A 13,366-nucleotide genomic window follows, 5' to 3' on the forward strand; every position below is an offset into this window, starting at 1 on the left:
TCCTGCAGGAGCGGCTCGGCCCATAGCACTGTCGATTTGCACTCAAGCCCTGTAGCGATCAAGCGCAGTCAGGTATTGGGTGGGCGGGTCCGCGTCATCCCAACGGTAGATTTCTGCGCGCAAGTAGGCGAGCTCATCTGCGAGCGCATCTTCATCGACCTCGATCCACCAGGACTTCGGTCGGCCGTCGCTGCCGTCGGACCAGCGATATCCCCTCGCCTTTAGATGTTCCTTCATGTCGAAGGGGCTGTGCTCGGCAAAGATGCGCACGCGTGATTGCCGGCTGGTGCGCAACAGTTCGGCAAAGGGCCTGCCTTCCTGCCCCCCGCTGCGTTCCAGGATTTCCAGCAACGCGAAGCAGTCGTCGACAGCGCGGTGACCCTCATGAAAAAATCCGGCCTGGCCGACGAGATAGCCGAGCTTGGTTCCTTCAAAGCCGCGTGCACTCCAGTCGATCTCACGGACCGAACACGCCCAGGCTTTGTTGGCAAACACGTTTGAGAAACGCTCGCAGAACGGGCGGTCGAATCCCGCATTGTGCGCAATGATCAGATCGACTGGCTCGATCAGGCTGCGCAAGGCCGCCAGGTCGATTGCCTGGCCTTCAACCATGCCGTCGGTAATGCCAGTAATCCTGGTGACCTCAGCCGGGATCGGTCCGCCGGGTTGTTGCAGACCGCCGTAAACGCCGAGCAACTCGCCAATATTGCCTCGGTCATCGAACGAAAATGCGATTGCACCGATCTCGATGATCTCGTCGGTCTTGTGATTGAGGCCGGTCGTTTCTGTGTCGACGATTACGCCCACCAGCGGAAACTCTGGCCGCCTGCACGGTATGATCTTGCGCGCAGGCAACTTGCGGAGAATGCGGTAGTTCCCGCTCTCTTCAAGCGTTCGCACCATATCTTCCGGAGACGCGGTCGGTGCGACCGTCCGCGTTCTCGAAGATTTGACCTCACCCGGTTCTCTCGAGGTGGGTGCCACCTCGCCAAACATGTCGAGTTGCGAGATCATTCGCTGTGCTTCGAAGTTGCTGGCCATGCCCCAGACTAGAAAACGGCGAGCCCCGGAACAACCGGGAGGAAACCGTTGTGCACTGTTTTACCAATTCGGCGTCCGATGCCCACCGAGGAATCACCTTCGTCTCGGCAAGTCGTGGTCTCTTTTTAGCCGCCGTTGATAGGATGAGCAAAATTCTCGTTTTGAGCGTTACCGTGACAATATGCTGACTGCAACAGATGTTGCCACTCAGTCGAGTTCGCCTCGGGCTTCGAGATACCAGTCGACGAAGGCTGAAACGCCAACTGCGAGAGGCGTGTCGGGCTTGTAGCCGGTCAGCGCTACGAGGAGATCGGGGCTGGCGAAGGTGCGGGGCACATCGCCTTGCTGCATGGGGAGCATGACGCGTTTGGCGGGGCGACCGAGTGCCTCCTCGACAATATCGACAAAGTCCAGCAGGCTTGTCGGTTGGCCGCCGCCGAGGTTGACGATACGAAACCGCGCCTGGTGCGAGAGCGTTTCGACGCGCTCGTCGGCGACCCGGTTGGCCTCCGATGGAACGACTCCCGAGAGCCGCACTATCGATTCGATCAGGTCGTCGATGTAGGTGAAATCCCGGCTCATCTTGCCTTCGCCGTAGATCTCGATCGGCTGGTCCTCGAGCATGTTCTTGACGAACTTGAAAAGGGCCATGTCGGGCCTGCCCCATGGGCCGTAAACCGTGAAGAACCGGAATGCAGTGGTCGGGATCTTGTGAAGGTGCGAATAGCTGTGAGCCATCAGCTCCATCGACTTCTTCGTTGCGGCATAGAAGGTCAGCGGTTCGTCGGCGCGATCGGTCTCGTGGAACGGCACGGTCGGGTTGGCGCCGTAGATCGATGAGGTGGAGGCGAGCATCAGGTGGGCGACGCCGGCGTTCTTGGCGATCTCGAGGATGTTCCATGACCCAACCAGGTTGGAGGTCAGATAGGCATGCGGGTTTTCGTTGCTATAGCGGACGCCGGCCTGAGCGGCGAGATGGATCATGATCTCGGGCCTAGCGGCGGCTACGGCGTCTTCGAGTGCCGCGCGATCTTCCAGCATTGCGGTCACAGGACGGAACGCCGGAAACTGCGCCAGCGCGGCGTTGCGCATGTGCTTCAGCTTGATGTTGTAATAGTGGGTCATGCCGTCGAAACCGGTCACCTCGTGGCCGTCCTGCAGCAGGCGGCGGGCAAGATGGAAGCCGATGAAGCCGGCGGTTCCCGTGATGAAATAGCGCATTCTACTGTCCGCCCTTCTTGCCGGCCGCAAAGCCGCTGAAACCATACCTGACGCCCTCCGCGATCGGATAGATATTGCGCAGCTCGACGAGAATCGGCTTGCGCACCAGCTTCTTCAGGCGCTTGAAATCGAGCGCGCGGAACTCGTCCCACTCGGTGACCAGCCCGAAGGCGTGGCCGGGCTCGAAGATCCGCACGTCGTCTTCCAAGGCGTCGATCGTAGCGGTCGACTTGTCGCCAAAGGTCACATGCCGGCCGAGATGGGCAAGACATGCACCAGCGACACGGTCGACATTGCCCGAGCCAATCATCAGTGTAGACATGGAGACACCTTTGGGACAGCGATCGCGGCCCGCCAAGCGGCAGGATCGCTGTGGTGTTACAGTCCTAACTCCCCAAGTTCAAGCCAAAGGCGTTCAGTTGCCGCGGGACATGTTGACGATGCGACTGATGTCGCTCTCCTCAGGTAGGCAGCAGTCTGGCTGTGAGAGGTCAGGTACCACCGTCCAGTCGTTGCCCGGCACTTTCACGATGCGGCAGCTTGAGAGGCCGTCAGACAGTTTTTCGAGGATCAGTCCCATTTTGGGTCATCGGCGAAGTCCCTTATCATGGGATATTAACGACATTTTAGGCCGTCCAACCTGTGAATGAAACATGCGTGTAAATCGATAAGCGCAAGAATCGCATGCATGAATCGCAAGGCGGCACCCATGAAACATGATAGTTCAGACCTTCCAGCGCTCGTTAAGGAATTTGACCTTTTCGCCGACGAGCTTACCAAACTTCCCCATTCCGTCGAGACGACGGCACTAGAACTGCGGTTCGCGCTGCTGCGCCAGGCGGTCGAGGCGGAGCGTCGGACCCGTATAACTGAGGAAGTGAACATCGATCCAAACTGAGCTGCCACTCATGTCGAATTCCTCAAGCGACGAAGTGCATTTTGCGCACACGCAATCAAGGATCTTCAATCTTCGTTCACCTTATCGGGGCACCGTGCCTAGCGAAGGCTACTCGGAAATATGCGGGATTCAGTGCATGAGCGAATATCAGAATAGGGCCGTAGAACTGTTGATCGCGACCATTGGGGAAGAGACGATCCTGGACAGCGCGGATCGGAGGATCCGGTTCCTGCGGCAAGCGATCGAACTTTTTCAGGCCATGGGTGGTTCCGCTCAAGAGGCCAGCGCCGTCGTTTCGGCGGCAATGTCTACGCCTGCGCCCGTTGTCTCGGCCAAGCTGGGAGACCTCATGAGCGAACTTGCCGGAATTGGATACGCTCATGACATCGACATGATACAAGCCGCCTATAACACCCTGGATCAGGGGTGGCAGCGCATTGCAGTCATGGAAACCGGCAAGACAGCAGAGCGAGCCAGGAGCGCATAGGCGACGGCTAGCAGATCGGCTTCGTGGCACTGAGTGCAAACCGATGCTGGGCTCCCCGCGAAAGCGCCTTTAGATAGTTCCAGTGTTTTGCCTGTGCCTTGTGGATTTCCCTCAGGTTCGTATCGATCGAAACGCTCTCGAAGCCTGCCTTTTCGAGCAGATCCGCCACAAGCTCCGCGCGGGCGCCGCCCGAGAAATAGACCCGCGACAGGATGCGGTTGTGGGTTTGGGCCATGCCCGGTGGGTTATGAACGACATCAGGCTTGAGGACGCCAAGTTTTTCCATGGCTCGTGCTGCCGCCTTCAGGACACGCTCGGTTCTGCTGAGGCTTACGAAGTCTCCGTCGACGATCAGGATCCTGCCTCCGGGCTTCAGCACACGCAACCAGTCGGTAAATGCGGCCGCGGGATTGACAAGGGTCCAGACAAGGTGGCGGGTGACGATCACATCGTAGATGCCGTCTGGCTCCATGGTGTTCTCGACGTCGGCCATTCGAAACCGGATCGAGCGATGCCTCGAAATCGCCTTGGACCGCGCGCGTTCCAGCATCGGCTCGGCCCAGTCCAAACCGGTCACGTGAAATCCCAAATCGTCCATCAGGTGAGATATCACCCCGGTTCCGCTCGCCAGGTCGAGTGCCTTGCGGCCATTTCCCTCTCCCAGATGTTTCAGGACAAGGCGATGCCATGCGGCGCGCTCCTCGTCTGAAAAAATCTCGTGGCCAGGCGACAGATCGAACGTTGCCGCCCGTGCCGACCAATAGGCCTTGATCTCCTCACGAAGACCGAAGTTGTTTCGGCTCAAGCCATCCTGCTCCATGAATGCAAATCCAATGCGCTAATTCGTTGGAATCGTTCTAATAGATATAACTTGACTATTTAAATCATAAAATCATAGAGGGAATGAGTTTTCCACCGGAGTGATATACCGATGCGCCATACAGGCAAGTTCTGCACCGTCGCCGCCGCCCTTTTCGTCTCCGCGGCTTGGCCGGCTCTCGCTGACACGGTCACCATCACGGACGTCACAGGGCGCAGCGTCGAGGTGAATGCGCCGGTCAAGCACATGATTCTCGGCGAGGGCAGGCAGATCTACTTCCTCGCGGCCCTCGACAGGCAAGCACCATTCGAACATGTCGTCGGCTGGCGCGACGATCTCCCGAAAGCCGACCCGGAATCCTACGAAGCCTACCTCAGAAAGTACCCCGGAATCTCCAAGTTGCCGACCTTCGGCGGCATGAAGGACGGCACCTTTGATATCGAGCAGGCAGTCGCTCTGAAACCGGATGTCATCCTCATGAACGTCGATGCAAAGACGGCCACCGAGGAAGCAGGCTACATCGAGAAACTTGCAAAGGTCGGCATTCCGCTCGTCTACGTCGATTTTCGCGAAAAGCCGATGGAAAACACCGAACCGAGCATGCGCATCATGGGCCAGCTCTTGGGTAAGGAAACGGTCGCCGACGACTTCATCAAATTCCGCGCCGACAGCATCAAGCGCGTGACCGACGTCCTGGAAAAGAACAACCCGCCAAAGCCGGTTGTCTTTGTCGAGCGCGCCGGCGGCTATTCGGACGACTGCTGCATGTCCTTCGGGAACGAAAACTTCGGCAAGATGGTCGAGATCGCCGGCGGCATAAACATGGCAAAGGGCATCATCCCCGGCACGTTCGGAACGGTGAACCCGGAACAGGTGATCGCCTCCAACCCGGATCAGATCATCATTACCGGCGGCAACTGGGACAAGTTCGTTCCTGGCGGCGCCTGGGTGGGCGTGGGCTATGGCGCCGACCTCAAGGAAGCGCGCCGCAAGCTGGAAGCCCTGACTAAGCGCCCTGCCTTTACGGGCGTCAAAGCGGTCTCCGACGGCAACGTCCACGCCATCTGGCACCAGTTCTACAACAACCCCTACCAGTTCGTCGCTATCCAGGAGATGGCGAAATGGCTGCATCCGGACCTGTTTGGCGACCTCGATCCGGAAGCGACCTTCAAGGAACTCCATGCCCGCTTCCTGCCATTGGATTACAAGCCTGGCTACTTCGTCTCGCTGAAAGCCGAATGATGATGGCGGCAAACACTGTCGAGGCAGGTGCGACGGGCCGCGAGCAATATCGCGCCCTGGCGTTCCGCCGGATCATGATCCTGATCCTCCTGACCGTGTCGCTCTGCCTGAGCATTGCATTCGACATGGCGCTTGGACCCGCGAACTATTCGCTTTCCGACGTGGTTTCCGCCCTCCTCGACCCTGCAGCAGCAGCCAACCAGTTGCGCGTGATCATCTGGGACATCCGCATGCCGATTGCTCTGATGGCGGTCACGGTCGGCGCTTCGCTCTCGGTCGCCGGCGCCCAGATGCAGACGATCCTCTCCAACCCGCTTGCAAGCCCGTTTACGCTCGGCATCTCCGCCGCCGCGAGTTTCGGCGCAGCGCTGGCACTTGTCGGCGGCGTAGCGCTCTATCCGGGTGCCGTCCAATACATGGTGCCTTTGAATGCCTTCCTGATGGCGATGGCGGCGGCCCTGTTCATACATTTCGCTTCGACAATGCGCGGCGTCAGCGTCGAGACGATCGTGTTGCTCGGCATCGCGCTGGTTTTCACGTTCAATGCGGCGCTCTCCCTCCTGGAGTATCTTGCATCCGAACAGGCGCTTGCCGCCGTGGTGTTTTGGACGATGGGGAGCCTCACCAAGGCAACCTGGCCGAAGGTTTGGTTCACGGCGGCAGTGCTTGTCGTCACCGTCCCGCTTTTCATGAAGGACGCATGGGCACTGACCGCACTGCGTCTTGGCGACGACAAGGCCGCTAGCATGGGCGTCAACGTCAGGAGACTGCGCCTTCAGACGATGATGCTCGTCAGCCTACTTGCGGCTATTCCGGTTTCCTTCGTCGGGACGATCGGCTTCGTCGGCCTTGTCGGTCCGCATATCGCGCGCATGGTTGTCGGTGAAGACCAGCGGTTCTTCCTTCCCGGAGCCGTCATATCGGGCGCGCTTCTGCTGTCGGTGACTTCAGTCGTCAGCAAGGTGCTCATCCCCGGCGCAATCCTTCCGATCGGCGTCATCACGGCGTTGGTGGGGGTGCCGTTCTTTTTCGTGCTCATCTTCAGCAACAGGAGGCGCGCATGGTAGCACTTACCCTCAAGGATCTGGGCGCCACCTACGGCCGCAGGACGGTTTTGTCCGACGTGAGCATCCAGGATCTCACGGCCGGCAGTGTGACCGCGATCATCGGACCGAATGCCGCCGGCAAATCGACCCTGTTCAAGCGAATCGCCTCCCTCGTCAAAGGGCCGGGCCTGGTTGAACTCTCTGGGGCCGAGGGTGGCGCTCGTAGTATCTGCTATATGCCCCAGGATACCGGTGCCAACGCGGTTCTCACAGTCTACGAGTCGGTGCTCCTTTCCGCAAAGCAAGGCAGCGGCTGGCGGGTCGCCGACCAGGAACTCGTCGAGATCGACACGATCCTGAGGGCGTTGCGCATTGACGATCTGGCTTTTCGAGGGCTTGGAGAGCTATCGGGCGGGCAACGACAGCTGGTAGCGCTTGCGCAGGCGCTTATCCGCAAGCCCAAGGTACTTTTGATGGATGAGCCCACGTCGGCGCTCGATCTTTACCGCCAGGTCGAGGTACTTGGTTTTATCACAAGCGCGGCAAAGCGCGACGGCATGATCGTCCTGATCGCGCTTCACGACCTCAATCACGCGCTTCGTTATTGCGAGAGCACCATCGTCATCGCCAATGGCGAAATGGCCGCCAGCGGAGCGACGTCGTCTGTCGTGACGCAGGAAATGCTGCGCAACATCTACAAGATCGATGCCCGGATCGAGCACTGCTCGCAGGGCAAGGCGATGGTTATCGTCGACGGTGCGCTGCAGTAAGGTATTGCGGAGGCGGCAACCGGTGAGAAATGCACCGTCGCGATGCTGCCCGAATGTGATTCCGGCCTTGCCGACCGATTCAATGGAAACTTCGGCGTCGCCCGCTGCGACATTCTGACCGCGTTTGCCGGTGCGTGACGATGCTCACCCTGACAATGGCTAAGGCTTTGATAGGCATCGCAGCTCCGGCCAACCAAGTCACTGTCGCCAAAGTCGTCGGAACGGTCAGGCAGGTAGCAGGCGTGAAATCGCTTGTCGGCTGCATTGCTTTCAAGATATGCGGATGAGAATCCGACGCGACACCACCTTGGTGGGGGGTGGCGCGAGTTGGTGCCTCGGTGGGATCGAAAGTGGAAGTCCAATCTTGAATAGCTCATTTAAAGTTGCAGCCAGTGCGATGCCCCGATCCCTCAAAACCTTTGGCTGTCTCTTGTGGCTGGTGGGCATATCGCCCGTGCTGATCGAGAGTGATGCCTATCGCTACGCCTCGTTTATCCTCATTGTCATCGCGCTGATTTACTACGTGAAGGAACGGGACCGTCCCAGCTCCAACTGGCTGGCCTGGCTCTGCATGGGCTGGGGTCTCTACGTGATCCTACGCTTTGCGTTCATCTATCTGAAAACGCCACACCACGATCTTGGCGCGTCGGACTGGCTGTACGCGTTTCCGTTGTTTTTCCCGATTCTCGGGGTTGCCTTCGCGCTCTACGAAACGGAAATGGAAAAGACTATTGCAGCCTTTTTCTTGATCGCCCTTTGCATGCTGGTTGTGACAGTCGCGATCGGTATGCCGCGAATTCTAAGCGGTGAAGCCGTTGTTCCTTTAATTATGCACAACCAGATTCACGGCGCCGTAGCGTGCGGCCTGATCTTCGTGGCGACGACGTTCTGGCTTCTTCACTATCTTACGTCTTCCACTTCCAAACGCACCTTTGCGCGCTTCGCCTATATCGCCGCGCCTATCATCATGGTTTTCTGCATGATCGCAATTTACGGCGCGAAGTCGAAGGGTGTTTGGCTGGCGCTTGGAATCACCCTGCCCCTGCTCGCCATCGCAGCACTGAGGTACGTCAAAGTGCGTGCGGGCGTTGTCATGGTCGGCTGCGCCGCGGCTCTCTTGGTTGTCAGTGTTTATACTGTCAGACACAATATCGACCAGACAGCCGGTCCCACAACTCAAGCAGCCTTTTCGATGATAAGCGATTTCGCCCGTAGTCGTGATATTTCGGAAACCATGACGCAGGCAATTCAATCGCCGTGGACGCCCGCGTCGATGGACCAGCGCCTGCAGCTTTGGTCAAACAGCTGGGAAGTGTTCTCCGCAGCACCGGTCTTTGGCTGGGGGAACCAGTGGCTAGAGCGGTGGCATCAGGCACGCTACACGAGCGTTTCCTACACCTTGTTGCATAATGGGTACCTGGAAATCCTGGTTCGTTTTGGCATGTTCGGAGCGTTGGTGATGTCTGCCATCCTGGTCGGTCTTGGAAGATCGGTCTGGCGCGCCTGCCGGCAAGGCATTGTTCCGCCAGCGGCGATGCACACCTATTTCGTTTGTATTTTCTTTTTCTCGCTTACGCTTCTTAGCAACTCCAACAACAGGCTTGCGATCGGTGAAAGCTTGTCCTTGATCACCTCCGCCTTTGGCTGCTGGTGCACCTTGCGTCTTCGAGAGCATCCCATTGCTAGAGGCGATGAATTGTCGGCGAGTGTCACCCGTCATCAATAGGATCGCCAAGGTGATGGATTTGAAATCTGCTGAATGTCGCATATATGCAGTTCGCACAAATGCCTATATCGGTAGATAGTAAATGCTACTGGCTTTTCACCATCACGATCTGAGTAATCCCGCTCAATTTAGAGCTGCTTCACCTCAATAAGTCTGCCTGTTTGTGTTTGACTGAATTGATTCGGGATTTGGTAAGGATGTTGGATGACACGGGCATCATCGTCAAAAAGCGCGAGGGAAAGTTGATAGAGGGTACCGTTGATGGAGAATCGGACCAGCCGCAGGAAAAGGCCGGGCAACTGGACGACAAGATTGGCGCTTATGTGATAAATCTCGACACTTCTGTTGATCGATGGATGACAATTTCCAATCAAGCAAGGTTGCTGGGTATCTCGGTTAATCGCGTAGCGGGAGTCGATGGCCGCCAGATTCCGGAGACGGAAAGACAAGGCTTTGACGCTAGAGAATTCCAACTTCGGAACGGTCGCGCGCTTCTTCCGGGAGAGTATGGTTGCTACCGGGCACACATCATGGCGCTAGAGATTTTTCTTGCAAGCGGGCACCAGTCTGCCGTCATTATGGAAGATGATGTTGCGCTCACCGAAAACGTCCTCGAAAGAGCGGCAGCAATCCTTAGGGTGCTTCCGACCGCGGATGTTGTGAAACTGCTAAATCATCGGGCGAAGGGTTATCGTTCGGTTGTCGTGACTGAATTCGGTGACGATGTCGGCCGCTGCATGTTTGGCCCACAAGGGTCTGCCGCTTGCTATCTGGTTACCAGGCAGGGTGCGCGAAAGCTGCTCGAAAATGGCCAGACGATCCGGTTTCCTTACGACATGGAACTCGAGCGTGGATGGAGCACGGCGACCAATGTCTATACCGTAAAGCGCAACATTATTGGCCTTTCCGCGCATTCACTCGTCACTGATATCGCCGACCGGAGGCAATATCGAGCAGTCAAGCAAAGGGGCCCGCGACGAGTTGCTACACATCTTATGCGTGCATTGGAGTTTGTGAACAGGCTAAAATACGCGCTGTCGTAACAATCGCCGATCGAAGCTGGAGGGTTTTGAGTTTAACTCTCTGATTCATTACCTCAAGATGATGTAATTGGTGTCTACCACCAGAATGGCCTCTGGGCAAAACTAGAGGAAATTACCTGTGTGACGATGGACTAAGGATACAACTATGTGTAGCGTGAAGGACCTGAGGGGAATAAGAAGGAGCCGAGCGACTGTCAAGGGTACTATGCCACCTCTCGCCAGAGACATGGTAGAAATGCGGGTGTTGCTTGCTCAGTCTTGTTTCTTTAGTTGACCATCATCGCAGATAGAGGCAGAGGAGGCTACGAGCTAACGCTGCCGATCCTTTCCAACCGTCCGGCCCGTATTCTTGCATAGAACGCAGATGATTACTGAAAGACATATCCAGAAGATTATTGGCTTGCCGAGACCGACAAAGCGCATACTTGCTCTCCTGGTGGATGGCAATTTGTGTATTCTGACGGTCTGGCTGTCCTATTGTTTTAGGCTGAATGACTGGGTGACGCTCTCCGGGATTCAGTTTCTGCCTATTCCAGTGTCACTGTGTCTCGCCCTGCCGATTTTTATTTCGATGGGTCTGTATCGGGCCATATTTAGATTTATTGGCTTGGCAGCGTTCTGGACAGTCACGAAGGCGGTCCTGATATATGGATCGGCTTTTGCGGTAATATTCACCGTTATCGGCTTCCCCGGCGTTCCGCGCACGATCGGAATCCTTCAACCGCTCCTGCTTTTGCTCGCTATAGGCCTCTCCCGTTTTCTCCCACGGTATTTTCTGCATCAAGCGTATAACCGCGCTCTTCGGCAAAATGTGAGGTCCAACGTACTCGTTTACGGCGCGGGGCGCAAAGGGAGACAGTTCACGAGCGGCATTAACAACGATGCCGACTTTGCGGTCGTTGGATATCTCGATGACGATCCGAGCTTGCACGGACACCTTATCGAGGGAACGAAGGTCTACAACCCCGAAGATATTCGACTGATTAGCGAGCGGCTCCACGTCAAAGCCATTCTTTTGGCATTGCCCCAAATCGAGCGAAGTCGCCGAAACGCTATTCTCGACAAACTTCGTGAGGCAAAAGTCGCAGTTCGCTCTGTACCGGACCTAAGTGCAATCGCGGGGGGCCGCGCGCATATCTCCGATCTTCAGGAGCTTGACATTGAAGATCTCTTAGGGCGCATGCCTGTGAACCCAAATCCAATCCTTATGGAAAGGAATGCCTGCGGTAAGGTCGTGTTGGTTACTGGAGCGGCGGGATCCATTGGAAGCGAACTTTGCCGCCAGCTTGCAAAGCTGAAACCAGCTTGTCTGCTGCTTCTCGATCAAAATGAGTATGGCCTTTACGCCCTGCAAAACGAACTACAGGCAAGTGGGCGAGATGACGTCGTTCCCGTCATTCCCTTACTCGCAAGTGTGTGCGATGAACATCGGGTCCGCAAAATTCTTGCGACTTGGCGCCCTCATACGGTCTATCACGCCGCAGCGTACAAGCATGTCCCGCTGGTGGAGCAGAATCCCGTTGAAGGGGTGAAGACCAACGTCATGGGCACCAAGACAATTGCCGAAGCTGCCATCGACGCAAACGTGGCGACCTTCATTTTGGTAAGCACTGACAAGGCCGTACGGCCCACCAACATAATGGGTGCCACAAAGCGACTTGCAGAGATGGTCCTGCAGGCACTCGCTGAGAGCCAAGATACAACAGTATTCTCAATGGTGCGCTTTGGAAATGTCCTAGGGTCATCTGGTTCAGTTGTACCGCTGTTTCGACAGCAGATTCAAAATGGTGGCCCCATTACGCTAACTCATCGGGAGATAACGCGCTTTTTCATGACCGGCACCGAAGCGAGTCAGCTTGTCATACAAGCAGGTGCCATGGCCAACGGCGGTGACGTCTATGTCCTGGACATGGGTGAGCCGGTCAAGATTTATGACTTAGCGCGAAGAATGATCGAATTGTCTGGCTTGACTGTTCGTGATGAAAGCAATCAGGACGGCGATGTCCCGATTGTCATGACCGGGCTTCGCCCGGGCGAAAAGTTGTACGAGGAACTACTTATCGGCAACAGCCCCGAACCCACAGAGCACCCGATGATTATGCGGGCGCACGAGGGATTTCTGAGTCTGGAGAACCTTATTCCACGCTTGCAAGCGCTAGAAGCCGCGGCAAAGAATGGTGACGTTGATGTTCTTAGAGGAATTCTTACAGAGCTGGTGACCGACTACAGTGCATTCGAAGAAATAGTCGATTTGGTATACCTACAGCGGAAGGCGGCTGATTAAATGGATTGCGTGCGGGCACCGGTGGCTGCGCCGGAGAATATTCAACAGCCATAGATTGAGCTTACTCTTACCTCGCCTAGCCCAAGACACCACCGCTCGAGCCAACGATTGACCGACGCCTGAGGGTTCGCTCGCCATTTTGGATGTCCGACAGTGGCGCTGCTTGCCACCGCTTGATCGCTCGAGCGGCGTGAGGCAAACCCCATGCGGCTAAATCACGCCCAATACGCGTCTCACCTTGTTCGAAGCGCTGCACAGGTGCACATGTGAACTGCCCCCACTTTCGACCGGACAGTCAGCATAAGCAGGAAGGCTCAAGCACAGGCTTGGGGATAGGCTTATGTCTAACGAGTTTCGACAGGTTGACTTGATGATCGCTGACGTCCGGCGGAGACGCTGGACAACGGAACGCAAACTGCAGATCATCGAGGAAAGCTATGCCCCAGGGAGACCTTTCCTCTGCGGCTCAGGAGCATGGAGTTGCGCCAAATCTTGTGTATCGCTGGCGCAGGCTGCGGGTTTCACAAAGTCGCGGACAAGGATTTCAGTAAGTTGCGGACACCGATTTCAGTAAGTACGGGACAGCGATTTCAGTAAGTCGCGGACAGCCATCGCGACGGATTTAGATCGATTTTCGTGAGCGCCGATCTTGCACTTCACCCTCGTGTTTTGAGCGAGGACATGATTGTTGGTTTCCACGCAGAACTGAGCCGGTTGGGCGCATAATTTCCATTGAGAATTGAGCCATGTGAACCTTCCCCCCAACGCGGTGAGCGACGGGGGCAACG

12 protein-coding genes and 2 pseudogenes are annotated in these 13,366 nt (G+C 56.7%); 9 read left to right on the top strand and 5 right to left on the bottom strand.

Features of this window, described 5'->3' with window-relative positions:
* Positions 1-42 precede the first annotated feature (42 nt).
* From ASC97_RS19180 to ASC97_RS36280, 3 genes are all read right to left on the bottom strand, one after another.
* On the bottom strand, positions 43-1,014 hold the full coding sequence (locus ASC97_RS19180; protein ID WP_057469948.1) for a 3'-5' exonuclease: 972 nt from the start codon (positions 1,012-1,014) through the stop codon (positions 43-45).
* Positions 1,015-1,248: 234 nt separating this feature from the next.
* Positions 1,249-2,262, bottom strand: a complete 1,014-nt coding sequence (locus ASC97_RS19185) for an NAD-dependent epimerase/dehydratase family protein (protein WP_057469949.1) — start codon at positions 2,260-2,262, stop codon at positions 1,249-1,251.
* Between the two features lies 1 nt (position 2,263).
* Positions 2,264-2,584, bottom strand: a complete 321-nt coding sequence (locus ASC97_RS36280; protein WP_057469950.1) for a hypothetical protein — start codon at positions 2,582-2,584, stop codon at positions 2,264-2,266.
* Positions 2,585-2,971: 387 nt separating this feature from the next.
* Here ASC97_RS36280 and ASC97_RS19195 point away from each other — a divergent pair, with 387 nt between their 5' ends.
* Together ASC97_RS19195 and ASC97_RS19200 are read left to right on the top strand one after the other, a co-directional pair.
* Positions 2,972-3,160, top strand: coding sequence for a hypothetical protein (locus tag ASC97_RS19195; protein WP_156390404.1), 189 nt, complete (start codon positions 2,972-2,974; stop codon positions 3,158-3,160).
* Between the two features lie 136 nt (positions 3,161-3,296).
* The gene (locus ASC97_RS19200; RefSeq protein ID WP_057469952.1) at positions 3,297-3,647 is read left to right on the top strand and encodes a hypothetical protein; all 351 of its coding nucleotides are present in this window, start codon (positions 3,297-3,299) and stop codon (positions 3,645-3,647) included.
* A gap of 7 nt (positions 3,648-3,654) precedes the next feature.
* On the opposite strand, the gene ASC97_RS19205 is transcribed toward ASC97_RS19200, so the two are convergent.
* Positions 3,655-4,467 (bottom strand): class I SAM-dependent methyltransferase, encoded by an 813-nt coding sequence (locus ASC97_RS19205; RefSeq protein ID WP_057469953.1) that lies wholly within the window; start codon positions 4,465-4,467, stop codon positions 3,655-3,657.
* A 111-nt stretch (positions 4,468-4,578) separates the two neighbouring features.
* On the opposite strand from ASC97_RS19205, the gene ASC97_RS19210 reads away from it, so the two are divergent.
* The 7 genes and pseudogenes from ASC97_RS19210 to ASC97_RS35445 form a co-directional block, all read left to right on the top strand.
* Entirely contained in the window at positions 4,579-5,709 is a 1,131-nt protein-coding gene (locus ASC97_RS19210) for an ABC transporter substrate-binding protein (protein WP_057469954.1), read from the top strand.
* Between the two features lie 2 nt (positions 5,710-5,711).
* Positions 5,712-6,776 carry a FecCD family ABC transporter permease gene (locus ASC97_RS19215; protein ID WP_443216757.1) on the top strand — a complete coding sequence of 355 codons (1,065 nt, stop codon included), beginning with the start codon at positions 5,712-5,714 and terminating at the stop codon, positions 6,774-6,776.
* Positions 6,770-7,525, top strand: a complete 756-nt coding sequence (locus tag ASC97_RS19220) for an ABC transporter ATP-binding protein (protein WP_057469955.1) — start codon at positions 6,770-6,772, stop codon at positions 7,523-7,525. Before ASC97_RS19215 ends, ASC97_RS19220 begins: the two co-directional genes overlap by 7 nt.
* A gap of 364 nt (positions 7,526-7,889) precedes the next feature.
* Entirely contained in the window at positions 7,890-9,251 is a 1,362-nt protein-coding gene (locus tag ASC97_RS19225; RefSeq protein WP_057469956.1) for an O-antigen ligase family protein, read from the top strand.
* Positions 9,252-9,448: 197 nt separating this feature from the next.
* Entirely contained in the window at positions 9,449-10,294 is an 846-nt protein-coding gene (locus ASC97_RS19230; RefSeq protein WP_082530067.1) for a glycosyltransferase family 25 protein, read from the top strand.
* 364 nt (positions 10,295-10,658) lie between these two features.
* The gene (locus tag ASC97_RS19235) at positions 10,659-12,578 is read left to right on the top strand and encodes a polysaccharide biosynthesis protein (RefSeq protein ID WP_057469957.1); all 1,920 of its coding nucleotides are present in this window, start codon (positions 10,659-10,661) and stop codon (positions 12,576-12,578) included.
* A 340-nt stretch (positions 12,579-12,918) separates the two neighbouring features.
* Positions 12,919-13,093 (top strand): annotated as a pseudogene (locus tag ASC97_RS35445) (transposase); the annotation flags it as partial.
* Positions 13,094-13,145: 52 nt separating this feature from the next.
* Here the strand turns inward: ASC97_RS35445 and ASC97_RS34895 are convergent.
* Positions 13,146-13,366 (bottom strand): annotated as a pseudogene (locus ASC97_RS34895) (hypothetical protein); the annotation flags it as partial.

The organism is Rhizobium sp. Root1203 (genome assembly GCF_001424945.1).
Lineage (GTDB): Bacteria > Pseudomonadota > Alphaproteobacteria > Rhizobiales > Rhizobiaceae > Rhizobium.

Excerpts from the sequence above, each read along its gene's own strand:
- ASC97_RS19205 (WP_057469953.1), bottom strand. The coding sequence starts at position 4,467 with ATGGAGCAGGATGGCTTGAGCCGAAACAACTTCGGTCTTCGTGAGGAG.
- ASC97_RS19220 (WP_057469955.1), top strand. The coding sequence starts at position 6,770 with ATGGTAGCACTTACCCTCAAGGATCTGGGCGCCACCTACGGCCGCAGG.
- ASC97_RS19230 (WP_082530067.1), top strand. The coding sequence starts at position 9,449 with ATGTTGGATGACACGGGCATCATCGTCAAAAAGCGCGAGGGAAAGTTG.
- ASC97_RS19210 (WP_057469954.1), top strand. The coding sequence starts at position 4,579 with ATGCGCCATACAGGCAAGTTCTGCACCGTCGCCGCCGCCCTTTTCGTC.
- ASC97_RS19195 (WP_156390404.1), top strand. The coding sequence starts at position 2,972 with ATGAAACATGATAGTTCAGACCTTCCAGCGCTCGTTAAGGAATTTGAC.
- ASC97_RS19215 (WP_443216757.1), top strand. The coding sequence starts at position 5,712 with ATGGCGGCAAACACTGTCGAGGCAGGTGCGACGGGCCGCGAGCAATAT.
- ASC97_RS19180 (WP_057469948.1), bottom strand. The coding sequence starts at position 1,014 with ATGATCTCGCAACTCGACATGTTTGGCGAGGTGGCACCCACCTCGAGA.
- ASC97_RS19185 (WP_057469949.1), bottom strand. The coding sequence starts at position 2,262 with ATGCGCTATTTCATCACGGGAACCGCCGGCTTCATCGGCTTCCATCTT.
- ASC97_RS19235 (WP_057469957.1), top strand. The coding sequence starts at position 10,659 with ATGATTACTGAAAGACATATCCAGAAGATTATTGGCTTGCCGAGACCG.
- ASC97_RS36280 (WP_057469950.1), bottom strand. The coding sequence starts at position 2,584 with ATGTCTACACTGATGATTGGCTCGGGCAATGTCGACCGTGTCGCTGGT.
- ASC97_RS19200 (WP_057469952.1), top strand. The coding sequence starts at position 3,297 with ATGAGCGAATATCAGAATAGGGCCGTAGAACTGTTGATCGCGACCATT.